The sequence below is a fragment of the Parabacteroides sp. AT13 genome, assembly GCF_002272965.1.
Lineage (GTDB): Bacteria > Bacteroidota > Bacteroidia > Bacteroidales > Tannerellaceae > Parabacteroides > Parabacteroides distasonis.
The window spans coordinates 992,803-1,018,310 of sequence record NZ_NQMH01000002.1; the positions used below are offsets into that span (position 1 = coordinate 992,803).

25 protein-coding genes are annotated in these 25,508 nt (G+C 44.0%); 9 read left to right on the top strand and 16 right to left on the bottom strand.

Annotated elements, in window-relative coordinates; translation table 11 throughout:
• Positions 1–6: 6 nt before the first annotated feature.
• The 8 genes from CI959_RS18535 to CI959_RS18570 all read right to left on the bottom strand — a co-directional run bounded on the left by CI959_RS18535 (position 7) and on the right by CI959_RS18570 (position 8,050).
• A complete protein-coding gene (locus CI959_RS18535) occupies positions 7–372 on the bottom strand; it encodes a BlaI/MecI/CopY family transcriptional regulator (RefSeq protein ID WP_008772319.1) in 366 nt (121 codons plus the stop codon).
• Positions 373–532: 160 nt separating this feature from the next.
• A complete protein-coding gene (locus tag CI959_RS18540) occupies positions 533–988 on the bottom strand; it encodes a hypothetical protein (RefSeq protein WP_005857362.1) in 456 nt (151 codons plus the stop codon).
• Positions 989–1,042: 54 nt separating this feature from the next.
• On the bottom strand, positions 1,043–2,863 hold the full coding sequence (locus tag CI959_RS18545) for a V-type ATP synthase subunit I (RefSeq protein WP_057316969.1): 1,821 nt from the start codon (positions 2,861–2,863) through the stop codon (positions 1,043–1,045).
• Positions 2,860–3,483 (bottom strand): V-type ATP synthase subunit D, encoded by a 624-nt coding sequence (locus CI959_RS18550; protein ID WP_005857366.1) that lies wholly within the window; start codon positions 3,481–3,483, stop codon positions 2,860–2,862. Before CI959_RS18550 ends, CI959_RS18545 begins: the two co-directional genes overlap by 4 nt.
• A gap of 11 nt (positions 3,484–3,494) precedes the next feature.
• Entirely contained in the window at positions 3,495–4,811 is a 1,317-nt protein-coding gene (locus CI959_RS18555; protein ID WP_057316968.1) for a V-type ATP synthase subunit B, read from the bottom strand.
• 7 nt (positions 4,812–4,818) lie between these two features.
• Positions 4,819–6,576 carry a V-type ATP synthase subunit A gene (locus CI959_RS18560; RefSeq protein ID WP_057316967.1) on the bottom strand — a complete coding sequence of 586 codons (1,758 nt, stop codon included), beginning with the start codon at positions 6,574–6,576 and terminating at the stop codon, positions 4,819–4,821.
• 3 nt (positions 6,577–6,579) lie between these two features.
• Positions 6,580–7,458, bottom strand: a complete 879-nt coding sequence (locus CI959_RS18565; protein WP_057316966.1) for a DUF2764 domain-containing protein — start codon at positions 7,456–7,458, stop codon at positions 6,580–6,582.
• A gap of 1 nt (position 7,459) precedes the next feature.
• Positions 7,460–8,050: a hypothetical protein gene (locus CI959_RS18570; protein ID WP_005857375.1), complete on the bottom strand. Its 591-nt coding sequence runs from the start codon at positions 8,048–8,050 to the stop codon at positions 7,460–7,462.
• 196 nt (positions 8,051–8,246) lie between these two features.
• Between CI959_RS18570 and CI959_RS18575 the strand changes: the two genes are divergently transcribed.
• Positions 8,247–8,753, top strand: coding sequence for a GNAT family N-acetyltransferase (locus CI959_RS18575; protein ID WP_005862768.1), 507 nt, complete (start codon positions 8,247–8,249; stop codon positions 8,751–8,753).
• A 51-nt stretch (positions 8,754–8,804) separates the two neighbouring features.
• Here the strand turns inward: CI959_RS18575 and CI959_RS21620 are convergent, their stop codons facing one another.
• Genes CI959_RS21620 through CI959_RS18585 form a run of 3 tightly spaced genes read right to left on the bottom strand, consistent with a single transcriptional unit; the run spans position 8,805 to position 11,164 of the window.
• Positions 8,805–8,957, bottom strand: a complete 153-nt coding sequence (locus tag CI959_RS21620; protein ID WP_005857379.1) for a hypothetical protein — start codon at positions 8,955–8,957, stop codon at positions 8,805–8,807.
• A gap of 33 nt (positions 8,958–8,990) precedes the next feature.
• Positions 8,991–9,905, bottom strand: a complete 915-nt coding sequence (locus tag CI959_RS18580) for a DMT family transporter (RefSeq protein ID WP_005857381.1) — start codon at positions 9,903–9,905, stop codon at positions 8,991–8,993.
• Between the two features lie 32 nt (positions 9,906–9,937).
• A complete protein-coding gene (locus CI959_RS18585) occupies positions 9,938–11,164 on the bottom strand; it encodes an MFS transporter (RefSeq protein WP_005857383.1) in 1,227 nt (408 codons plus the stop codon).
• Positions 11,165–11,386: 222 nt separating this feature from the next.
• On the opposite strand from CI959_RS18585, the gene CI959_RS18590 reads away from it, so the two are divergent.
• On the top strand, positions 11,387–12,826 hold the full coding sequence (locus CI959_RS18590) for a glutamate decarboxylase (RefSeq protein WP_005857385.1): 1,440 nt from the start codon (positions 11,387–11,389) through the stop codon (positions 12,824–12,826).
• A gap of 75 nt (positions 12,827–12,901) precedes the next feature.
• A complete protein-coding gene (gene glsA / locus CI959_RS18595) occupies positions 12,902–13,867 on the top strand; it encodes a glutaminase A (protein ID WP_005857387.1) in 966 nt (321 codons plus the stop codon).
• Positions 13,868–13,977: 110 nt separating this feature from the next.
• Here glsA and CI959_RS18600 read toward each other — a convergent pair whose 3' ends face one another.
• Positions 13,978–14,961, bottom strand: coding sequence for a lytic transglycosylase domain-containing protein (locus CI959_RS18600; protein ID WP_057316965.1), 984 nt, complete (start codon positions 14,959–14,961; stop codon positions 13,978–13,980).
• Positions 14,936–16,276, bottom strand: a complete 1,341-nt coding sequence (locus CI959_RS18605; RefSeq protein ID WP_057316964.1) for a gliding motility-associated C-terminal domain-containing protein — start codon at positions 16,274–16,276, stop codon at positions 14,936–14,938. The genes CI959_RS18600 and CI959_RS18605 overlap by 26 nt, the downstream gene beginning before the upstream one ends.
• A 104-nt stretch (positions 16,277–16,380) precedes the next feature.
• Here CI959_RS18605 and CI959_RS18610 point away from each other — a divergent pair, with 104 nt between their 5' ends.
• The 3 genes from CI959_RS18610 to udk all read left to right on the top strand — a co-directional run bounded on the left by CI959_RS18610 (position 16,381) and on the right by udk (position 20,106).
• Complete coding sequence (locus tag CI959_RS18610; protein ID WP_057316963.1) at positions 16,381–18,189, top strand: LysM peptidoglycan-binding domain-containing protein; 1,809 nt, start codon at positions 16,381–16,383, stop codon at positions 18,187–18,189.
• 8 nt (positions 18,190–18,197) lie between these two features.
• Complete coding sequence (locus tag CI959_RS18615) at positions 18,198–18,872, top strand: porin family protein (RefSeq protein ID WP_022191964.1); 675 nt, start codon at positions 18,198–18,200, stop codon at positions 18,870–18,872.
• Between the two features lie 604 nt (positions 18,873–19,476).
• Positions 19,477–20,106, top strand: coding sequence for a uridine kinase (gene udk / locus CI959_RS18620; RefSeq protein WP_005862771.1), 630 nt, complete (start codon positions 19,477–19,479; stop codon positions 20,104–20,106).
• On the opposite strand, the gene CI959_RS18625 is transcribed toward udk, so the two are convergent.
• From CI959_RS18625 to CI959_RS18635, 3 genes are read right to left on the bottom strand one after another with little or no spacing between them, the layout of a single operon-like run.
• Entirely contained in the window at positions 20,063–21,409 is a 1,347-nt protein-coding gene (locus tag CI959_RS18625; protein ID WP_009017295.1) for a cobyrinate a,c-diamide synthase, read from the bottom strand. The two genes, udk and CI959_RS18625, sit on opposite strands and share 44 nt — an antisense overlap.
• An 11-nt stretch (positions 21,410–21,420) precedes the next feature.
• A complete protein-coding gene (panB, locus tag CI959_RS18630) occupies positions 21,421–22,242 on the bottom strand; it encodes a 3-methyl-2-oxobutanoate hydroxymethyltransferase (RefSeq protein ID WP_005857401.1) in 822 nt (273 codons plus the stop codon).
• 43 nt (positions 22,243–22,285) lie between these two features.
• The gene (locus CI959_RS18635) at positions 22,286–22,732 is read right to left on the bottom strand and encodes a cold-shock protein (protein WP_005857403.1); all 447 of its coding nucleotides are present in this window, start codon (positions 22,730–22,732) and stop codon (positions 22,286–22,288) included.
• A 245-nt stretch (positions 22,733–22,977) separates the two neighbouring features.
• On the opposite strand from CI959_RS18635, the gene CI959_RS18640 reads away from it, so the two are divergent.
• From CI959_RS18640 to CI959_RS18650, 3 genes are all read left to right on the top strand, one after another.
• Entirely contained in the window at positions 22,978–23,556 is a 579-nt protein-coding gene (locus CI959_RS18640; RefSeq protein WP_008772331.1) for a 3'-5' exonuclease, read from the top strand.
• Between the two features lie 77 nt (positions 23,557–23,633).
• Positions 23,634–24,626, top strand: a complete 993-nt coding sequence (locus CI959_RS18645) for an N-acetylmuramoyl-L-alanine amidase (RefSeq protein WP_036612734.1) — start codon at positions 23,634–23,636, stop codon at positions 24,624–24,626.
• 180 nt (positions 24,627–24,806) lie between these two features.
• Positions 24,807–25,493 (top strand): response regulator transcription factor, encoded by a 687-nt coding sequence (locus tag CI959_RS18650; protein ID WP_005857410.1) that lies wholly within the window; start codon positions 24,807–24,809, stop codon positions 25,491–25,493.
• Positions 25,494–25,508 lie beyond the last annotated feature (15 nt).

The window sequence follows — 25,508 nt, forward strand, 5'->3', positions numbered from 1 at the left end:
TCGCTCTTATTTACGATTCCCTTGTTCTACATCATCTATTAGTTTTCGCAGATCATCCACAGAGATATCCTCTTCCTTGATCAGCGTAGAGACAACCCCCAGATAAGAATTATTGAAATACTTAGCGATCACATTTTTCAAAGTACCGTTACTATACTCCTTTTCTGTTAAGACCGCATAATATTGATAGCTATTCCCGAAATTCTTATGGGCGAGGAAACCTTTCTCCTCCAAGCCTCGGACAATCGTAGAAAGGGTATTGAAATGAGGTTTAGGCTCCTCGTAATATTCAAGTAACTCTTTCACGAACAGTGGGCCTTTCTGCCAGAACCAGCCCATGATTTCTTCTTCTTTCACCGTAAGTCGTTTCATAACCTTATCTTGTTTGCGACAAAGTAACTAAAACTTTTAGTTACCAAACTAATTTGTATAGTTAATAAACTAAAAGAGATAGTTTATTCATTGATCCAATCAAAAAAACCGCCCCGGGAATGTCCGGGACGGCCTCTATTATATCCAGATGTTTGAATGATTAGGCGACAGGAATCGTTCCGCCAATCAAGATCACAACCAATAAGGCCAAGATAGCGTACAACTCTGGGAATACGGCCATTACCATCGTAGCACCGAATACGTTGTGTCCGGCACCAACACCAGCGATACCATTCGCGCAAACTTGAGCTTGGCGGATTGAAGAGTAAAAACCAGCGAAACCTAACACTAAACCAGCGCCGAAAACAGCCGTAGCAGCCAACATGGAAATATCAGCGACCAAGAACTTCTGCATCATAAAGTAGCCCACGAATCCATACAAGCCCTGTGAAGAAGGCAACGCACTTAAAGCGATGTACGTACCCAGAGCATCCGGATTTTTCTTCATCGCACCTACCACCGCATTACCTGCGATCGTAACACCATAACTACTGCCGATAAAAGTTAAACCTGTCATCAACGCAATACCTACATAAGCTAATAAAATTGGTTCCATAATAAAATGTGTTTTTAAATTATTCTTTTATTGTTTTATTTTCTCGTTTAATTGTTATGCTTTTCTGAATGGCTCATAGGCCTTACCTCCACCTTCGAACTCCGCGTTCTTGTAATATTCCACGAAGATCAAACGAAGCGGGTGTACCAAGGAGCTGATCGTACAAAGAGCGATATTGATGGAGTGACCCACTAACAAGATCAACAACATACAGATCGCACGTGCCACGATATTCATACCGTCTGTCATCGTAACCGCCAACGTATTAAATACGCCACCCAAGATGGAACCGGTCAGACCGATAGCGAACAAACGAATGTATGATAACGTATCCCCCAGCAATCCGGAGGCCATATTGTACGTGTTCCAAAGTCCGGTACCAAAGTTCAAGAATACGTTCTTGCCCGGTGTATTGTACAAATAAGCGATAACCAGACCCAAGATGGCGATTCCGTAACATACCATAACGACAGCGTTCGGCAAGTGAACGTTCAACATCGGAAGTCCGAACGCCAATGCCAAGGATATGATCACGAACACCCAAGCGAACGGAGCGATACTGTGTTTCGTTCCTTTCTGTATCTTGATCTTGTAAGCAGCGACACATTTACCGAATATGATCTGTACCAAACCGATGACAATAGAGAATGTCATCAAGTTGTCGCTATTCACAAAGTAGTTCTTGATCTTTGACAAAGCCGGGATATCCGCCAAGGCCACTCCGAAGAAAGATCCCGTACAAGTACCCACCAATAAGGCGGCAAAGCCTAAATACTGGAACAAGGTCAAATAAGGCTTGAAATCCGGGTTCACCTTCTTCTTCAAGATCGTACAAGCGATCATGACCAGCAAACCATATCCGCCATCGCCGAAACAAAGTCCGAAGAACAGCATAAAGAACGGGGCGAACAACGGGGTCGGATCAAGTTCACCGTAATTAGGCAAGGAGAACATCTTCGTGATAGGCTCGTACAGCTTACTGAATTTATTATTCCGTAGCTTGATAGGCACCTTATCCCCATCCTCGATCTCTAATTGCTGGAAGAAATAACCTTGCTTATCCAGCTCGTGCTCCAAGGCCGGAGCGTTTTCCGTCGGCACCCAACCTTCCAACAACATGAGCTTATCACCCGCTTGCCGATCTGTCTGCACTAACGCATTAGAAAGATTAAACTCGTCCTGCAGGTTCTTATCGAATTCCTCCAACGTTTTATAATCCCCCACGGCACGATGTTTCAGCTCATCCTCCACATTCTGGATATCCTTGGTACGTTGATCCAGACGGGCACGCAACTTCGCCAATCCTTGAACCGGCATCTTCGGACGTTCAGCGTCTATATCGATCAAGGTACCTTCCTTGGTAATCGTGATAAAATACGTTACCGATTGGAAGTTATTGATCAGAATGGCGTTATACAGCACGCCCCATTCCGGCTCGTACTTAGCGGTAGGACAGGTAAAGAACGTAACATCGTATCCCGCTCTTTTCAGACGGTTGATATTCTGATAACTGAACTCACCCCATATTTCCATATAAGCCAGATCCTTCTCGATCGATTGCTTGGAAGCGATCAATTGCGCTTTCTTATCTTGCAATTCCTCTATCTTACGCACCAACTTCAAGCCTTCCTCTTTCGTCAACTCACGGGCCGGGGCAAACTTAACGTCTTTCTCCGCCGCATGGAGGTTCTTAAAGTAACGCATCAGCGTATTGATCTGTTTACGCTCAGCCAGAAGCTCTTGCAACCTCTCGTTATCCATCACGGAGTTTGTCTCCTTGATATGGACGACACCTAAGTCACGAAGCGTAGAAAGGAACGTATCATACTCCTTATGGAACACCATAAAGGCATATTTACTCATCTTTACTATCATACCTCGGCCTCCTCTTTTTCTTCTTTTGCCTTACGTTTCTCCTGATTGGCTCTCATGATCTTCTGTGAGGACTTAGAAAGACTCTCCTCGTCTTCCATAAACCGTTTCACCTTACGGATCGCATCCTTATAACCCGGAATCTGTACCTTCTCAAACAGGTTCACCTTCTGAGTGGTCTTTTTCCTAGCATGCTCCAACAACTCCAGCTTCATGCCCGAGAACTCCGCCTCGATACCGGTACGAGCCAGCTTTTTCAGCAACTCGATACCATCCGTATACCATGCGGGGGCATTAAAGAGACTATAGTGTCCGATCTCGAACTTGATCTCGTCCAATAACGGGACGATCACGCCGGCGATCTTCTTCGTGGAAAGCGTCACGTCCTTCACGGAGATCAGCTCCGGATTGAACTCGTTCCACAAAGCCACCATATTCTCGTAACTCTGAATCTCTCGTTCTAGCTGAAGTTCCAATTTATTCACTTCGTCCTTGGTCCGCTTCACCTCGATACGCAGGGCGCTCTCCTTGCTCTTGATCGTAGGCAGGGAGCGTTCACGCATCTTCAGTTGCTTTTCCAATTGCTGAAGAGAGGTTTTATTATATTGAAACTTTATTGCCATGTTTATTTAATTTACTTCCAGTACTTATCAACCAATCCTTGTTTGATATTTACCTCCTCCGGGCTAAAATATCTAGCGAACAATCCCCAAGCTACGTCCAGCATCTCCGTCGTATCCAAGTTTACGTCGATAGCCAACAGCTTAGAAGAATAATCCTTGGCGAAAGACAAGGTACGGGTGTCGTAGTCGGTCAAGTCGAAACCATTCTCCAGCTTGGTCTTAGCGTTGGCGGCATCGGCATACAAACGTACGGCGGCGTTCATTACCTGTGGATGATCCTCACGGGTCTTCTTTCCGGTTACCAGCTGTTTCAAACGAGACAAGCTTCGGAACGGATCGACGATGACCTTACCCACATCGCTATCACGACGCAAATACAACTGACCTTCCGTGATATAACCCGTATTATCAGGTACGGCATGCGTGATATCACCACCGGATAAGGTCGTTACGGCAATAATCGTGATGGAACCTCCCGCCGGGAATTGAACGGCTTTCTCGTAAATCTTCGCCAAATCCGAATATAAGGAACCCGGCATAGAGTCCTTAGACGGGATCTGGTCCATACGGTTTGATACGATCGCCAAGGCATCGGCGTAGTTGGTCATATCGGTAAGCAATACCAAGACCTTCTCGTTCTTCTCCACGGCGAAATACTCAGCGGCGCTCAACGCCATATCCGGGATCAAGATACGCTCTACGGACGGGTCCTCGGTCGTGTTGATAAAACTAACGATACGGTCTAGGGCTCCGGCGTTACTAAATGTATTCTTAAAGAACAGGTAGTCGTCGTTCGTCATGCCCATACCTCCCAAGATAATCTTATCGGACTTCGCACGCAAGGCTACCATCGCCATAACTTGGTTGAAAGGCTGGTCGGGGTCGGCGAAGAACGGGATCTTCTGACCGGTTACCAAGGTATTATTCAAGTCGATACCGGCGATACCCGTAGCGATTAATTCAGAGGGTTGTTTACGACGTACCGGGTTCACGGACGGACCACCGATCTCGACCTCACGTCCCTCGGGGATCGGGCCGCCATCGATAGGCTCGCCATAAGCGTTGAAGAAACGTCCGGCTAACTGGTCACCTACTTTCAAGGAAGGGGCCTTCCCCATGAATACCACCTCGGCATTCGTACGGATACCTTCCGTTCCGGAGAATACCTGCAACGTCACCTCGTCACCGATAATCTTTACCACCTGAGCCAGCTTTCCGTCTACAGAGGCCAACTCATCATACCCAACTCCCGTTGCTTTCAGCGAACAGGTAGCTTTTGTAATCTGGGTAATCTTCGTATATATTTTTTGAAATGCTTTTGTTGCCATAACTCTTTTAATTTTCGATTCTCTCCTTCAAAAGTTCATCCAGTTCCGTATTAAACTTCTTGAATTGGTCACTCTCATATTCCGAATAGTTCATCTGCTTAAAGATGTTGATCATCTTCTTAAAGTAGTCCATAACCTCAAGGAAGTTATCAAACTTAAACTCTGAACGGCAAACGTTCACGACTCTATCCAGCATGAATTCCTGACGTTGCAACGGAGTAACCGCATCAATGGCATCGAAAGCATCCTGTTGCAAGATCACGAAGTCGATCAACTCGGACTTCCAGAATGTAACGTGATACTCGACAGGCACACCATCATCACCCAAGATATTGATTTGCTCGGAGATCTCCTTACCACGCAACATACGGGTCTTGATCTCGTTTACTTTCTCGATCCATTCCGGGGAGATATGTTTAGCGATGTATTCCTGAAACTCCGGATACTCGATATACTTGGAATAACTCTCGATCGGGTTTACGGCCGGATAACGTTTACGGTCGGCACGCTCCTGCTCCAAGGCATAGAAACAACGGGCCACCTTCTTCGTATTCTCGGTCACCGGCTCCTTCAAGTTACCACCGGCCGGCGATACCGTACCGATGAAAGTGACGGAACCTGTAGCGTTGTTTTTCAAATGGACGAATCCCGCACGAGCGTAGAAGTTCGCCACGATAGCGGACAAGTCCATCGGGAAGGCATCCGGTCCGGGCAACTCCTCCAAACGGTTGGACATCTCACGCAAAGCCTGTGCCCAGCGGGAAGTAGAGTCGGCCATCAACAGAACCTTCAAACCCATGCTGCGATAATACTCGGCGATGGTCATCGCCGTATATACGGATGCCTCACGAGCAGCTACCGGCATGTTGGATGTATTGGCGATAATGATCGTACGTTCCATCAATTTACGTCCCGTATGCGGGTCTACCAATTCCGGGAACTCCGTAAATACCTCTACGACCTCATTCGCACGCTCACCGCAGGCGGCGATAATCACGATATCCGCTTCCGCTTGTTTAGAGATAGCGTGCTGAAGCACCGTCTTGCCCGTACCGAACGGACCGGGGATAAATCCGGTACCACCCTCAACGATCGGGTTCACGGTATCGATCGTACGAACGCCCGTCTCCAGCAATTTGAATGGACGGGGCTTTTCCTTATAACAAGTGATAGCTTTCTTTACTGGCCATTTCTGGATCATCGTCACGTTTACGTCCGTGCCATTTTCGTCCGTAAGGACAGCCATCGTATCATTGATGGTATATTGTCCGGCTGGAACCACCGATTTCACAGTATAAGATCCCTCGAACTTAAAGGGGACCATAATCTTATGAGGTTGGAAATTCTCGTCCACCTCTCCCAGCCAATCACCGGCGCTCACGGTATCGCCCGCTTTAGCCAGAGGCTTGAAATCCCACTTCTTATCATTGTCCAACGCAAACGTATAATCGCCACGTTTCAAGAATACACCTTCCATCTTGTCCAAGTCATTCTGCAAACCGTCATAGTTGCGGGACAACATACCCGGACCCAGCGTAACTTCCAACATATGCCCTTGGAATTCAGCCTCGTCGCCGACACGCATACCACGTGTGCTCTCAAATACTTGTACAAAGGCATTCTTACCTATCACCTTGATTACTTCCGACATCAGCTTCACGCCTCCGACAGAAATGTAACAGATCTCATTCTGAGAAACCGGACCATCCACCTCTACGGTTACTAGGTTGGATACGATTCCATTTACAATTCCTTTCGTAGCCATAATTTATTTTATATTGTTTCTTTTAAATTCTTCCAACGCATTCTCACTACCCATCTTCATGGCGCCTACCAATTCACGGAAAGTCTTCTCGCCTCTCGCCTTATCCAAGGTTACCCAGCGCTCTATCATCTCCAATTTCAATAAATAAGCGAATACACTCTCTATGTCGAACGTCTTGAAGAAGGTATTATCGTCCAGCCATTTCCATTTCAAAAGATCGATTTTCTTCTCACGAACGATCAGATCGGTCTCTTCGGCGATGCGTTGTAACTCGGGCAAATATTCCACGGAATCGCCCAAGCCGAAATCACGGGCGTTCGACGTACGGATATTTTCTGCTATCTCATTATGCCCCACGATATAATTGGCCTTATCAAATCCATATTTACGGCAAGTGATCGCAGTAAGAACATTGTTGATATTCAGGTTAAGCTCGAACCAATCGGCAACGAACTTATTCCCACATTTCATGGCATATTCATTATATAACGCAGCCAAGCGGTCTTCCCATGATATATATTCTTTCTCATTTTTGGTGTCCTTAGCCTCTTCGGCTAGATACAGTTTAAAAAAGTCCACGAAATAAGGCGGGAGATTATCATTTTTGGGAATTTTTTCCTCATCCTTCAACGCTTTATATAAAGTATTGAACTCATCATACGTTATTCTTCCTCTTTGATCCGGATCGGAGTCCGGTCTTTTAGCGTGAGCCAGCAGATTTATATTATCATATTTCAAATAAAATAAATCAATCAGCTTTTTGTCCTTAGAAGATAGCATATCCTCTATTTCTGTCCGGAACTCACAGACCGAATAGGCTAGTTTACTATCATCCAACGCTATGTTAGGAAGTCCGGAGATTAAGTAGTAATACTTACTCATATCAGAACAGCATTTCTACTAATTGCGGACGCAAGAACTCTTTAAAAAACTCGATGAACTCGTCTTCGCCAAACGTCACTTTATAAGACCCATCCGCCGGGATAATAGAGAAAGACGCTTTCTTTCCGCTTACCTTCTCGATCTTATACCCTTTCTCTAGCAAGCCTTTGGCATTGGCCTCAAAATACGCCTTCAAGCCATCGGAATCAGAAGCTTGGATAGTCAAGAACTCATTAGCGGGCCAGCTTTTCACAAGCTCAAGGATCACTTTCTGCATATAGGCGGGATCCATCAACGCCGCTTTCACATTCGAACTAGCGATATCACCAGTGATAAGGTTTGTCACCTCGCTCTTTAATGCCTCGACAGACTGGGTGGCGAACAATTTCAATTCGGCTTCCGTATTCTTCTTCAACTCGGCAGCTTGTTTCTCAGCAGCCGCTACGATACGTTTCGCTTCCGCTTCCGCATCTTTAAGAATCGTATCCTTTTGAGCATTGGCCTCGGCGATTATACGCCCCGCTTCTTCGTTCCCCTTCTCTACACCTTCCTTGTAGATCTTGTCTGTTAGTTCCTGAATCTTTGTATCCATTTCCTATTATGTATTTGAATTGTATTTTTCAATAGTAAACGCCCACAAAGTTATTATTTTTCGCGGATTAACATCAAAATAAGTGTGAAATCAAGCTAAAAAATAACACTAGTCAAGTAAAATTCTATTTACATTCGTCTATATTGTATTTTTGTTCGTCTATTTGTATCTTTGTGAGTCAAAATACAAAATTAACATGTTTACGATTAGAAAAGCGACTATTGATGATCGTTCTCTTATTCATGATCTTGCCTCACGCATTTGGGAGAACACGTATGGAAAGATACTTTCTAAAGAGCAATTGGATTATATGTTCGATATGATGTACGCTCCGGATAACATTCTTAAACAAATGGAAGAGTTACATCATCAATATTTTATTATATTGGCGGACGATATGCCGGCAGGCTATTTATCCATAGAGAAAACAGGTGAAAACACGTACAATTTTCAAAAGATCTATTCCCTACCGGAAATGCATGGCACGGGAATCGGGCGTTTTATCATCGAACAAGGTATTAATTATTTGAAGGAGGTACATACCGGGCCTTTCACTATAGAATTATACGTAAACCGTTACAATCCCGCCATAGGCTTCTACAGACATATGGGATTACGGGAAATAGGCACACGGGACCATCATATAGGAAACGGCTATTTCATGAACGATTATATCATGAGCATGGAAGTGGAGAATAAATAGACAGTCATCCCCTATTCATATATTTATATATAGAATAGGGGATGATGATTGTCAACGGGTCTTCCCTCTTTTCGGATTACGAGGTTTCTCTAGGATTCGTACACTACTAACTTTTACAGAGTAAATAACAGCGATCCTATCATTCTTCGGATTCTCAATCGCAAGTTGAGAGTTCCAGATTTTCTTTTCTTGTTTTTTATCCATAACGCTACAATTTAATAGTTCATATTTAATAAGTCAAACCTTGACTGTCTTTTTCTCTTTTCCTTCCGCTATCTCAACCAGATAAACCCCGGCGCAAATACAGATAATGGCGAACGTCTGTGTCCAACTGAAACGGTCTTGCCCGATCAATAGGGATGTAATCGTTGCCACTATCAAGATCAGATAGCCATAAATAGCCACCAACGTAGTTTTCAAATACTTCAATCCGATAGGAATCAACAGATAACTAATTACCGTAGGGAAAATAAGCACAAACATCAATACGGCAAAAGGCCACCAATGAAATGGCTCCGAGAATAAAGGAGCATGAAAGCCTTCTATCGGCAAAATCAATAGACTGGAGAAAGCGGCGCCCGTGAATGTATATCGAAGCATCGTCATCGTCCCTACTTTTTGTAAGATCCGCTGGCTTAATACCAGATACACGGCATAAAACACGGAGCTAGCCAGACATAGCATATTTCCATTAAAAGCGTCCGCCGCTAAATCGTCGCTTTGCTGGGTCAAGATGCAAACCAAGGCCCCAGATAAACCAATCAAGATACCGAGTATTTTCATCCAAGTAGCCTTTTCCTTATAAAAGAATACCATAATCAAAAATACCCAGATCGGTTGCAAGCTCGTGAAAATAGAACTCGAGACCGGCGTTGTCTTGCTAAGCCCCACTAAATAAAGAAACATAAAACCATAGATACCGATAGCGCCTAGTAAGAATAGCCACACCTTATCTTTCGTCGTAGAAACCTCCGGTTTCATAAACCAGCCGATCACCCAAAACGCCACGGCCGCAAACACGCATCGGAAAGAAGCGCCCGTCAACGGGCTCATCCATAAGGGAAGCAAGTATTTCAAGGCGTTCATATTCAATCCACTGAAAGTTTTTGAGACCACCATGCTAATATTAGCTTCTGTTTTCTTATTTTTCACTGTCTATCATTTTTTAGTTTTATATTCGTAAATCAAATTTTATCGTTGAAAAGGAACGAGTCTCGTTTTACATAAGCCCAGATCGTAGCGACCAGCGCAATACAGAGGTTAAAAATAAACGCGAATTGCTGGCTCTTGACATGGAGTATAGACTGGAAGAAATCGATAATAAACGGACAAAGTAATATCGCCAAATAATTCATCGCCATCACGAAAGCTAATGCCAATGTAACTTTCTCAGGAATGGCCGTACGAGTCGTTTTATCATAAGCGATTGGCTGGATAACACCATATCCGAAACCGATAAAAATACATCCCAATCCAATTAGCCATTCCGTACGAGATATCAAAATCAAGGCCATCCCTAAAGCGATCGCCAATAGACTGACAAATTTTGTCTTTTGCTTAAATAAATCAACGATCTGATTCAAGATAAAACCGGGAGCCATAATAGCCAAGAAAAACAATGAAATCATTAATCCGGAATTACCGCTTGTAAACTTATATTCCTTCATTAAAAACGGTAAGTTAAAGCTGACTATAATCACTAAATACGTAGCCAATCCATAAAAACACATGATTTGTACCAGATGCTTTATATCCACACCATATTTACCCGGAACCGTGACGGGATCTGCCGCAACAGGGGCTTTCACTTCTGATTTCGATACGATCGCCGGCTCATTCTCCATACTCCTTTTCAAGTATACGGAAAGTACGATGGAAATCAAGGGCAATAGATAAACGGCAAACGGTAAATGCCAATTCACCTCCGCCAGATATCCCGTTAAGATCGTGGCTAATACCAACGTTACATTTGTAATAGCAGAACTTAAACCAAATTGCTTCGTCCGGTATTTCCCGATAAAGAAACGAGAAATCAAACCGGTCGATAAGGGTACGATCAAGCCAGATCCGATTCCCATTAAGGCGCTCACCGCTATCAACTGCCACATCTTATTAGAGAGTAAGTATAGAATACCACTTAGGGCAAAGATCACCAAGCCTAATTGCAATAGACGTATCTCATTTACTTTCTCCGTTAATTTACCCGACAATATAATAAATGGAATTATCAATAACGATGGCAAAGAGGAAAGCATCTGAATATCCAGTTCCGTAGAATGAGGAAAAATAACGGAAAGTTTCCCTAATATCGGAGAAACCGCTAAACCCGGTAATGCATTTAAAGCGGAGATAGACCATATCCCTACCAGAGTTATAAGGGGAATTGTGCCCCGGCCTGTCTGTATTCTCATAAAGATTTAGTTTTACGTTTTTATCTAATCAAAACAAACATTTTATGTGAAAGTTCATCATTTTCGCTCTTTCCAAGAGGACTGGACTTGTATCGCTAATAAACCCCAAATAATGTAAATCCAAAAAACATTCCAATCCATAATCTGTTTTGGCATAAACGCTCAGTGGAAGCAGTATTCCATTGACTCAAATCATTTTATTAACAAAAAAACTAAAGAAAAATGAAAGACTCAAATTTCAGAAATGGCGATGCCAAAACAGCGATTTTTGGCTCAGAAGTGATGTTGACACCCTCTCCTGTAGATAAGATTCCAGATGGCCCTACAACCCCGGAGATCGCTTATCAAATGGTTAAAGACGAGACTTTCGCACAAACACAGCCTCGCTTGAACCTAGCTACATTCGTTACTACGTATATGGACGAGTACGCAACAAAATTGATGAACGAAGCTATCAACATCAACTATATTGACGAAACAGAGTATCCGAGAATCGCTGTTATGAACGCCAAATGTATTAATATCATGGCGAGTCTTTGGAATTCTCCCGAGCAAGAAAAATGGAAAACCGGAGCCTTGGCTATCGGTTCTTCAGAGGCTTGTATGCTAGGTGGTGTAGCCGCTTGGTTACGTTGGCGCAAAAAGAGACAAGCACAAGGTAAACCAACTGACAAGCCTAATTTCGTGATCTCTACTGGCTTCCAAGTCGTATGGGAGAAATTCGCCCAGCTATGGCAAATCGAAATGCGTGAAGTTCCCTTGACTTTAGACAAGACGACACTTGATCCGGAAGAAGCGCTTAAGATGTGTGACGAGAACACGATTTGTATCGTTCCTATCCAAGGTGTAACATGGACAGGACTGAACGATGACGTAGAAGCCTTGGACAAAGCGCTCGACGCATACAATGCCAAGACCGGTTATGATATACCTATCCACGTAGATGCCGCCAGCGGTGGTTTTATCCTTCCGTTCTTAAGCCCGGAGACAAAATGGGACTTCCGTTTGAAATGGGTTCTTTCTATCAGCACATCCGGACATAAATTCGGATTGGTTTACCCGGGATTGGGTTGGGTTGTTTGGAAAGACAAGAAATATTTGCCGGAAGAAATGGCATTCAGCGTAAACTATCTTGGAGCGAATATCACTCAGGTTGGTTTGAACTTCTCTCGTCCTGCCGCACAAATCCTCGGACAATACTATCAGTTTATTCGTCTCGGATTCGAGGGCTACAAACAAATCCAATATAACAGTATGGAAATCACGAAATACATCCACCAAGAAATCGGTAAGATGGCCCCATTCGTTAATTACAGCAACGAGGTTGTGAATCCATTGTTTATTTGGTACATGAAACCGGATTACGCTAAGAACGCCAAATGGACACTTTACGATTTGCAAGATAAATTGCAACAAAGCGGTTGGATGGTTCCAGCGTATACACTACCGAAGAAGCTGGATAACTACGTGGTTATGCGTGTCGTAGTTCGTCAAGGTTTCAGCCGTGATATGGCCGATATGTTATTAGGTGATATCAAGAACGCTGTAGAGGCATTGGAGAAACTTGAATATCCGACTCCTACTCGCATCGCTCAAGACAAGAACGTTCCGGTTAAGGGTAAGGTATTTACTCACACCGCAATGAGCAACGCTAAGAAATAAAAACAAAATTCATCAAGGCGTGCATGAAAGGGCTATCAGTGTTTTCATACACGCCTTCTTTAATCCAATTCATATATGGACAAAAAAATAACGATCGCCCAAATTAAGGAAGTAGCTCAACAGGCTTACGATCTTTACAAGACAAATACGGATGGTAAGAATGCCGATTACATTCCTTATCTGGCGAATATCAATAAAAATCTATTCGGAATCAGTATTTGCCTTTTAAACGGACAAACCATCGAGGTGGGAGATTCCGAATATCGTTTCGGTATTGAATCCGTATCGAAAGTACACACCGCTATCTTGGTACTGCGCCAATACGGAGCGAAAGAATTATTGGAGAAAATTGGTGCCGACGCTACCGGATTGCCATTTAACTCCATCATCGCTATCCTATTGGAAAACGACCATCCTTCTACCCCATTGGTAAATGCCGGCGCTATCACGGCTTGTAGTATGGTGAAGCCTGTCGGTGATTCCAAACAGAAGTGGGATGCTATCGTAGCCAATATCACGGATTTGTGCGGAAGCGCACCGCAGTTGATCGACGAACTCTACAAATCCGAGTCTGCAACGAACTTCAATAACCGCTCCATCGCTTGGTTGCTAAAGAATTACAATCGCATTTATGACGATCCGGATATGTCTTTGGATCTGTATACCCGTCAATGTTCTTTGGGTATCACGGCTAAGCAACTATCTGTCGCTGCCGCTACGGTCGCAAATTTAGGTCTTAATCCTGTGACAAAGAAACAAGTATTCGATGCAGAGTTATCTCCGAAGATCACTTCCATGATCTCTACCGTAGGTTTTTATGAACACACCGGTGATTGGTTGTACACTTCCGGTATTCCCGCAAAAACTGGCGTAGGCGGTGGTGTCATGGGTGTACTTCCCGGACAATTCGGTATTTCCGCATTCGCTCCTCCTATTGACCAAGCTGGTAACTCTGTAAAGGCACAGCTTGCTATTAAGTATGTAATGAATAAACTCGGATTGAACGTGTTCAACGGTCACCGTGTGACGATCGTTGACTAATAGACTGAATCAGTTTAAACGAGAAATAGTATAGAAAAAGTGTTTCATTACGATGGGCAGTTATACCATCTAAATGAAACACTTTATTTTTTGTATCAATAAAAATCGGATCAATTCTCCGACACGACCCAAGCCGAATCGTATACTTCCGTATTCGGGGTCTTATAATACATATCCTTTCCTTGAGGAATGCTTAATTTATAGGTCTTCCCACCTGTCACCAACTTCCGATCACGGAGCCAAGGATTAAAACGTTTCAAGTCCGCATAAGTGATCCCATGCTCTTTAGCGAAAGCCGACAGATTCTGTATATCTTGGCTTACAGCCACGTCTACGGTAGGGATCGGCTTATACAGGTCACGGGCACGAAGCACAAAACCGTACTTCGACGGATTCTCGAAAATTTGCTTGATCGCCATGATTCGATAAATATAACGGGTAGTCTCCTCCACCAGCCAGAGATCAAAGGAGGAATCCGCATCTTGTTTGACCAGCTCACCGGATATACGTCCCATGCCGCCATTATAAGAAGCGGCTACCGCCGCCCAATCTCCATATTTCTTATAGGCGGCCTTCAAATAGCGGCAAGCCGCCCCGGTCGCTTTCTCCACATGGCAACGCTCGTCGACCGTCGGAGTAATTGTCAAACCATACTCCCTTGCCGTGCCCTCCAGTAATTGCCACATCCCGACAGCACGAGCCGGAGAGGATACACGGGGGTCCAAATGGCTTTCTATCACCGCTAGATATTTGAAATCATCGGGAATGCCGTTCGCCTTCAAGATCGGCTCGATCACCGGGAAATAACGGTTCGCCCGCTTGATCAGAAGCATCGTCGTAGAATGGAAATAAGTAAAGCTACTCAATTCACGGTCATAGGCTTCCCGCATATCATAGCGGGTAATATCGATTAGTTTTCCACAAAAAGGAACCGAGGACGGAACATCCGGCGACAGGGTCATGGATGAGACAACCGGACGGCTCTCTATCACTTTTTCCACGTCATTCGAACCCATCGAGATACATGCGGTCAAGCAAACGACGCCTCCACATAAAAAACTAGCTAAATTATTCTTGGATATTCTCATTTTCATCTTGAATTGTTTTAGGTCTAAGAATGTTTATATCGCCTTTTTCCTTGTACTTAATACCATCGGAACCTTCGGCTTCTATCACATAAAAATACACACCCGGCTGAACGTATTTACCACCTTTCTTACCATCCCATCCTTGGGCCGGATCTGTCCAGTAATACATCTGTAGGCCCCAGCGATTAAATATCCATGCCTTAAATTTCACCAACGACTTATAGGCAACCCGGAACTCATCATTAATTCCGGGCGTGGTACCCGGGGAGAATGTGTTCGGTATCATCAGATAAGACTCCGAGATATCAATCTGAACCTCATCTTCCGTGCTGCAAGTAGTGCTTTGGTCGCTTACTTCCAACTTGATGATAAAAGTCCCGGATTGGTTGAACGTATAATCCACTTCCTCACCCGTAAAACGAACAACCGGATTATCTTCTTCCCCTTGCCGATAGATTTTCCAATTAAACAGGGCGGCTGTCGGCGTATTCGCGATAGCCGAGAATTGAACAGTGGCGGGAGCGCAATAACCGCTCTTCGTCGTATTCATATTCGGGGCCTCTTGCTCAATCAGCAACGTGTCTATATGAGCATCTACCGCAGCGGCCTGATATTCATCGATACAAAGCGTGACCTCCTTTCCAAAATGACGAGCGAAATAATCGCCTTTCACACAGATCTCCGTATCACACCAAGGAGCGGGAATGGATTTACCGAACAAATTACCCTCGATGACCGCCGTCTCTTGTTTAGAGGTATATTCTTTTTTATCCGAATTATATTCCAATGTATTATAAATAACATCAAATTGGCGAGACAGTTCACGTCTTGTTCCCGTATTCGGCCAATAATAATAAATAGGTTGGATCGTACCTGTCCCAGCCAAGACCAATCCGCTACATGGATCGCTATTATCGGAGACATGCAGGTTGGATATGTTTAAGGTGTACTTGCTGTAATCAACGATCCAGACGTAACGAGATACGGCTCCTTCCTCAACAAAATAGCCATATCCCTCCTCTACATTCCGAATGGTGGAAGTAGTTCCATTTTGGGTGGAAGCGACTTTCTCAGCCTCCAATCGTTTGGTTTTATAACGGTACCATTGATGCGAAGAAGAAGATGAAGTATAACTAATCGTCACATTATCCATTCCATACACCAAGTAGACCTCAAGCCGCTCGGCGGAATCGCCGGAACTCTGCGTGGCTTTCATCGGGCTACCACTTCCTCCCGTCACCACATATTGGGCATACGAGACAGCCACTACAAACACAAAACTTAGCGATAACAGTATCTTTCTTAATTCCTTCTTTAGCATATATAGTCTAAAAATTACGGTTCCAAAATTAGGGAAATAAAAGGACATACGTAGCATGATAAGCAAAATTCACTATCTTTGTCACAAAATACTCCGAACAGCAAATGAACAAGATTAGTATATACGCATTGACGTTCTTTTTAAGTTTATCGAGCGTAACCGTTTATTCCCAAAAGAATAATAAGCAAGTTATTTTTACTAACGAACAAGGGAGCGATATATTTTATCATACCATCGAACGCGGACAAACCGTATACGCCATAGCGACCATGTATGGCGTAAGCGTAGAGGATATTTATCGGTTGAATCCGGAAAGTAAAGAAGGGATCAAGGCCGGTTCTACGTTAAGAATCCCGCAGAAGGACTCCGCTATCGCACCTTCCGGCAAAGCAGATAACTATACATACCATACGATCCAGTCGAAAGAGACCTTGTACTCTTTATCCATTAAATATTCAGTGCCCGCTACGGATATTATCGCCGCCAATCCGGGTCTCTCCACATCGACCTTTACGATTGGTAAGAATATCCGGATCCCGCCGACACGACTGGAGACCTTGCCTACTACGGAAAAAAAGACCGTACAGAAGGAAATGGAATATACCATACAGAAAAAAGAGACCATGTACCGTATCTGCCGGAAGTTCGATATTTCCAGCGTGGAGCTTTTAAGACTCAACCCCGAGCTGAAAAACGGAGTGAAAGCGGGCATGGTTATCAAGATACCGGTAGCCAGTGAAGAAGTGATCACCCAAAACATAAGACAGCCGGAAGAGCGTGAGGTGAACGCCCTCCTCTCTACTCCTAAAGATATAAAGAAGGTGAACCGTATCCAAGTCGCCTTATTGTTGCCGTTCATGACGAACGAGACAACGCAATCATCCGCGACCTCCCGTTTCGTGGAATATTACGAGGGATTGCTATTGGCGGTCGACAGCTTGCGAAATATGGGAACCTCTATCGAGCTATCGGTATATGATACTGGAAACGGTACGAAGAAAGTCAAGGAGATATTGAAAGAAGATGCGTTATCAAACGCTAATTTGATCATTGGCGCCGTACAGAACGACCAAATCGGATTGATCGCTGATTTTGCCCAAAAGCATAATATCAAATACGTGATCCCTTTCACCTCCAAGAATGATGATGTCTTGTCAAACGCAAATGTTTATCAAGTAAACACACCTCATTCCTATTTATACTCCAAGGCGGCACAAGCCGGATGCGATTTATTCTCGGATTACAATATCATACTTGTCAATATAAAGGATAAAGAAGAAAAGCCAGAATTTATCAAAGCCTTCAAGACGGAGATGCAGCAACGCGATATCCCGTTCAAGGAAGTAACTTATAAAGGGGATACTTTCGCCACGGATATAGAGGCAGCCATGGTAAGGGACAAGCGGAATGTGGTATTGCCAACCTCCGCCTCCTTAGATGCGGTGAATAAGATCAAGGCACCGCTCCGTATGCTTTCCGAGTTGAAAGAGGAGGAGAAAGAGCCTTATATGGTCAACCTATTCGGTTATCCGGAATGGCAGACCTATACAAGAGAGTGTCTGGAGGACTTCTACGCATTGAACACCTATATCTATAGTAATTTCTATGCGGACAACTTATCTCCGGAAGTCCATAGCTTTTATTCCGATTATAAAAACTGGTATAGCAAGAATTTAATCAACACATTCCCGAAATATGGAATCCTAGGCTTTGACACGGGTATGTATTTCCTAGGCGCCATCAATAAATATGGCTCGAACTTCGAGAATAATTTAGACAAGATCCATTATAAGAGCATCCAGACCGGATTCGATTTCCATAGAGTGAATAATTGGGGCGGTTTTATCAATACGAACTTGTTTATTGTACATTACAAGAATGATTATACGGTAACCCGCGGTGAGGTAAGATAATTGATATGATGACGAAAAAGATATTTGTAGCGATATTTCTGTGCATGGCAAGCTTATCGATTTGCTATGCGCAGAAAAGTACTTTTAAGCAAGAGCTTGCGGTTGGAGCGTCCTTCGGATTAAATTTCTCTAGCGTAAGTTTTGCCCCAAAAGTCCCTACGAAGATGAAACTTGGGTTTAACGGGGGAGCGACGATACGTTGGAATACGGAACCCAATTTAGGCATACAGGCGGAATTGAACTTTACCCAACATGGATGGGAAGAGAAGTTTGAGGAGAAACCTCAATATAAATATAGCCGTACGGTAAACTATATGGAGCTTCCGTTCTTGACTCACATCCATTTCGGAAGCAAGCGAGTGCGTGTATTCGTCAATCTAGGGCCTAAAATCGGTTATGCGCTGAGCGAAAGCACGGAGTCGAACCTTAATGGCGAGAACCCGAACGCGAACCGTCCGGACGAACAACATACATTGGAAGTCCAAAAGAAGTTCGATTGGGGGCTTTGCGGCGGACCGGGAATCGAGCTCCGCACCGGAATAGGCTCTTTCTTGTTGGAAGGTCGTTATTACTATGCGCTGGGCGATATGTTCAATAGTCGTAAAGGAGACACTTTCTCTAAATCTTCCAGCCAAATAATATCCGCGAAACTAACCTATCTGATTCCCATCTTTAGTAAATAAAGGGGATGGACTCGTGATATCGTAACAATCAATTGAAGATCTGTGCCGCAAGTAATCCCACTCAGGGGATAAGAACGGTGGATAATATAGCCAAGCTCCGGACGATCTGATCTTTTCACGGATGTGAAGAGATCTTTTCACGCTCGTGATACGATCGTTTCACCCTTGTGAAAAGATCATTTCACATCCGTGAAAAGATCTTTGGATACAGGCGTACAAGCTACTTCCGATAATACCTTTATCCAACAGGAAGGTTCTACAGTAATAAATCATGAATACAATGGGGAACGCATCTAACTATCATTATTGTTGAGGTGACCTACTATAAAAGAAAAGGCCATCCGTCACGGACAGCCAATCTCATTGTTAACCTTAAATCTAATACCATGAAAAACACAGTGCAAATATAGAGACTTTATGTTATGCAGCATAATTTTCCAACAAGAAAAGCTTACTCATTAACTTTATTTAAGACAAACATGCTATACAACATAGAATTCAGCTCTTTTTATCTCGTTTTTTCTATTAATAGCGAAATACTACCACTATAAATATTTCTTACCTTTGCATTTATAAACATAAATATGGATTAATATAAGAAATCATGCTAATTATAGGTATAGCGGGCGGGACTGGTTCCGGGAAAACTACAGTGGTAAAAAAGATCATAGAAAGTTTACCTCCCGGTGAGGTCGTATTACTCCCTCAAGATTCTTATTACAAAGATAACAGCCATGTGCCGGTAGAGAAACGTCAATATATTAATTTCGACCATCCCGACGCATTTGATTGGCCGCTCCTCTCAGAGCAAGTCACCTTGCTGAAAGAGGGGAAATGCATCGAGCAGCCGACTTATTCTTATCTTACCTGCTGCCGATTGCCCGAGACCATTCATATCGAGCCTCGTGATGTTGTCATCATCGAAGGGATCCTCGCTTTATGCGACCCTCAATTACGAGACTTGATGGACTTGAAAGTATTTGTCGATACAGATTCGGACGAACGTCTTATCCGTGTGATCCAACGGGATATGATCGAGAGAGGACGCACGGCGGAAGCGGTAATGGAACGCTATACCCGGGTACTAAAGCCTATGCACCTGCAATTTATAGAGCCTAGCAAACGATATGCCGACCTAATTATACCCGAAGGAGGAAGCAACCAGATCGCCATCAATATATTGAAAATGTTTATCGAGAACAATCTGGGGCTTCCCCATACAGATAATCAATAAACCAATCGTTCCGACAAGGATCTCCCCAATATAAATGCGTGTACCCCGCCAATACGTTCTTGTAGCGATATAGCGGGGTATCCGTTTGACCTCCTTTCGCCGTAAAGGCTTTCGCTACCGAAGGCAGCGGACTTTCCATAGGCACGATCCGGGAATAATGGAACTCATGCCCTCGTAAGACATCATTCTTATAGCATAAAGTCCGATACCCTAAACGTAACTTCATGTTCTCCATCGTGGCGGATTGCGGTAATACACCGGCCATTGGATAGGCATTCCCATCCGTACCGATAATCTCTTTACAGAGATACATCATCCCCCCACATTCCGCCAGCAACTTGCCCCCCACTTCCACAAAGGAATGAATCGATTCACGCATCCCGGAATTCATGCTCAACTCCGATAAATATAACTCGGGATATCCACCCGGCAAATAGACAAAATCGGCCTCCGGTAAACAATCATCCCTCAATGGACTGAAATAGGTAATCTTGCCTAGAGTAGATAAGAAATGTATATTTTCCTCATATGAGAAATTAAAAGCGGGATCACGGGCGATGGCTATATTTAAGTTTGCCTTTGAAACAGTCCTCATGACTTCCTTAACCCGAGGAACTGGCTGTCGCTCTGGCAAAGCCGTGATTGCCAACAGGCGGTCTATATCCACATGCTCCTCCACCAAGCAAGCAACCCGGTCCGCAAACTCCTCAAAGCAAAAATCCTCATCCAACGACAACCCCAAATGCCGGCTCGGGATCTCTACATCCGCACACTTCGGTAGATAGCCTAACGCTTCCACACCCGCATCCTCACACGCTTGTCTCAAGAAAGAATAATGACTCTCCGACGCCACGAAATTAAATACCGCCCCCACGACATTCAGATCTTTCCGAAAATTCCGGAAGCCATAAAGCAAGGGAGCTACCGAATAAGCCGTACTTTTAGCGTTCACCACCAATACGATCGGTATCCGCAATAAACCGGAGATCTCCGCACTACTCCCTCGCATGGCATCGTAGCCATCGAACAGCCCCATCACCCCTTCGGTCACGGCTACATCCGCATTCGAGGTATACCGGGCATATAAATCCTTGATATGCCCTTCCGACATCATGAAACCATCCAAATTCACGGAAGCGCAACCAGCCGCCATTTTATGATGACGAGTATCTATATAATCCGGCCCACACTTAAAAGGCTGCACCCGTAAAGAACGATTTCTCAAGGCACGAAGCAATCCTAAGGTAAAAGTAGTCTTCCCGCTTCCCGACGAAGCGGCGCCTATTAGCAAATGAGATCTCATGTATTCTGTTTCTAATATTGCTCCTTCTCGTTCGGGAAGTCTTGAGATTTCACGTCCTCGATGTACGCTTGTACGGCACGAGTAATCTCCTCCCCTAAATTAGCGTAGCGACGTAAGAAACGGGGAGAAAAGCCTTGATTGATACCGAGCATATCATGCATAACCAACACTTGACCATCTACGCCTCCACCGGCGCCAATGCCGATAACCGGGATCGTAAGCTCCGAAGCGACACGAGCCGCCAACTCCGCCGGGATCTTTTCCAACACCAAGGCGAAACAACCTATCTCCTCTAGCAAATGGGCATCCTCGATCAGTTTATTAGCCTCGGCCTCTTCACGGGCACGTACCGTATACGTACCGAATTTATTGATCGATTGCGGCGTCAATCCTAAATGTCCCATAATTGGAATACCGGCACACAAGATACGTTCGATAGATTCCCGAACCTCAGCCCCGCCTTCCAACTTGATACAATCGGCATGCGTCTCTTTCATCACCCGGATAGCGGAGGCCAAGGCTTCTTTAGAGTTTCCTTGATACGTACCGAAAGGCAGGTCTACCACCACCAGCGCACGATTCACCGCTTTCATGACCGATTTACCATGGTAAATCATCTGGTCGAGCGTAATCGGCAAAGTGGTCACGTTTCCAGCCATTACGTTAGAAGCGGAGTCTCCCACCAAGATCACATCCATTCCTGCTTGATCGATCAATTTCGCCATCGAATAATCATAGGCGGTAAGCATGGATATTTTCTCGCCACGCTGCTTCATCTCTATCAAGCGATGTGTGGTCACCTTTCTATTATCATCTACTTTTGCGACAGACATATTATATTTTTATTAATTGTTTCGGCCGCAAAGGTAAGTATTATTATTTATTTTCAAGACAAACATTCACGGCACTTAAGCCTCTGTCGCCACGTTCAAGGTCGAACGTCACGATATCGTTCACGGAGATATCATCCACAACATTGTTCACGTGAAAGAAATACTTTTCCGTCCCCGACAAGTCACGGATAAACCCGAACCCTTTTGCCTCATTAAAATAGTCTACCCTGCCCCTTAAGATAACGGGAGCCACATCCTCTTTCTTAGGAGTCGAGATCAAGATATCTTCCTGATTTATCTCTTCTTTTTGACGAAGTTCGGGAGGGACAGAGGTGATCATCCCATTTTCATCCACATAAGCGATCATATCCTCAAAGCTAGTCGCCTTGCCGGACGATTTTCTTTCCTCTTTCCTGTTCTGTTTCTCTACTCGGCGGGCTTGTTTCTTTTTCTCGTTTTCACGTTTACCAAATGATGCGTATTTTGCCATACAGTCGATTTTAATTTATACTAGGGCCTCACGTTCCGTGAAGCGTTGTTTATACTAACTTAGCGTGAGAATTGATGATTAAAGGAGAGATCCGCTTAATAATAATATAAAAAGAAGAACTATGTCGATAATGATTCTAGACTCAAACTTTCGCAAAGATAATAAAATAAACGGAGAAAACCTTATAGATCCTCTCATTTAAGAATAAAAAAACTTACTTTTGCATCCTATACCAAAAAGCATTTATGAAACTACTTTTTTTTGATTTAGAGACTACCGGCATAAAATACTGGAGAAATGGCGTCCACCAAATAAGTGGGGAGATCGTAATTGATGGAGTTACGAAGGAATCTTTTAATTTCAATGTCTGCCCACATCCCCAATGTGAGATAGAGGAAGAAGCGCTTCGCATTTGCAACGTGTCCAAAGAACAGATACAGGCTTATCCTCCCATGCGAGAGGTGTACGTTAAATTTGTGAACATGCTGTCCAAATACGTGGACAAGTTTGATAAAAAAGACAAGTTCTTTCTCGTAGGATACAACAACGCCTCTTTCGATAATCACTTCTTGAAAGCCTTCTTCGTACAGAACGGAGATCATTATTTCTACTCATGGTTCTGGGTGAACTCGATCGACGTAATGGTATTGTCTACCCAGCATTTGATGCGCAAACGGCATGAGATGACAGATTTCAAGCAGGAAACGGTGGCAAGGGCTTTAGGCATACAAATAGATTCCGCGAAATTGCACGACGCGTCCTATGATATTCAATTAACCAAAGAGATTTATAATAGGATATCCTCCCTCTCATTTATGGGTTGATTGATTCTTTTTATAAATTATCGTTTTTGACTATAGGTTGATTTAATTATCTTTACGGCGTAGAATCAATTTTTAAGATGTCTGTGAAACATAGTATCCGTATTTTCTTCATCTTTATTATCGCTCTCGTATATACAGGTTCCTTGACTGCCCAAGAAAAGGCGTATCCGAAAAACGGAGAGGGCATCACTCTTTTTCTCAAACGCTTCAACCGTACCGGCGGGACGTATCAGAAAGAGTTTATCGAGCTTAATAAAGGGAAGTTGGGTAAAAATAACACTCTGCGCATGGGCGTAAAATATACCTTGCCTCCGCTCGCCTCCGCCCCTCAGAAGAAGAATTATCAGCCCCTATTCGGCAAGTCACTAGCCAGTTACAAAGTAACTTCTTCCGATTTAAAGGGAGCTTGCTTTTATCTGGTCAGCGGTCATGGCGGTCCGGACCCCGGGGCGATCGGTAAAATGGGCTCCCATGAATTGCATGAGGATGAATACGCTTACGACATCATGTTACGTCTGGCACGCAATCTTTTAACGCGAGGCGCAAAGGTATATATTATCATCCAAGACGCAAAGGACGGAATACGTGACCAGCAATTTCTCAATAACAGCAAACGGGAAACTTGTATGGGTAGTCCGATCCCCCTCAGCCAAGTAAGCCGTCTGGATCAGCGTTGCGCCAAGATAAACAGCTTGAGCCGGAAAGATAAAGAAACTTATAAGAGAGCGATATTCATCCATGTGGACAGCCGGAGCCGGCATCAAAGGACCGATGTCTTTTTCTATCATAAGCCCAAGGATCAAGCGAGCAAGCGCTTGGCTAAAACGATGAAATCCACTTTCTCGCGCAAATACAACCGCCACCAGCCGGGCCGGGGATTCTCGGGCACGGTAGACGATCGTAACTTATATGTATTACGTCACACGACCCCGACCTCCGTATTCGTCGAATTGGGCAACATACAAAACCAATACGACCAACAACGGATCATCCTCAGCAACAATCGGCAAGCCTTGGCCAACTGGCTTTGCGAGGGTTTTGTCACGGATTATAATTATTATAGGAAGTAGCATCCCTAATGATCTATTATACTAACACATATCCTGCGGCAGAAATGTTACATGAGCGATTTTAACAGCAATGTAACATATATTTCATTTCTCCGAAATAAGAATATCCGTTCTTTGCCAAAAATAATTATATTTGTATATGGAGAGCCGTAAGGCACTCTTTTAAAAACAGAACAGCTTATGGCAACAACTCGTATTCTTGTAGTGGATGATGAAGAGGATTTGTGTGAGATCCTTAAATTCAACTTAGAAATAGAAGGTTATGAAGTAGATACCGCCTATAGTGCGGAAGAGGCATTGAAAAAGGATCTGACCGTTTACAATTTATTATTGTTGGATGTCATGATGGGAGAAATCTCCGGTTTCAAGATGGCACGTATCCTGCGACAAGATGAGAAGACGGCTAATACCCCTATCATCTTCCTCACGGCCAAAGATACGGAGAACGATATGCTCACAGGGTTCAATCTCGGGGCGGACGACTATATCTCCAAGCCTTTCTCCATCCGCCAAGTGATAGCGCGTGTTAAGGCCGTACTAAGAAGAACTTCCGAGAAATCAAAAGAAAAAGAGATTGAGAAACTCGAGTATGAGACATTAGCTCTTGATACGAAACGCATCAAGGCTACGGTAGACGGGGTGGAAGTTCCATTGACCAAAAAAGAGTTTGAGATACTAAAACTTCTATTGGAAAATAAAGGGAACGTCTTCTCCAGAGAGGAAATACTGTCTCGCATCTGGAAAGACGAGGTATATGTTCTAGACCGTACCATCGATGTCAACATCACCCGGTTACGTAAGAAAATAGGTCCTTATGGAAAGAACATCGTAACTCGCTTAGGTTTCGGTTATTGTTTTGAATGCTAATATTGTCGCTGAATC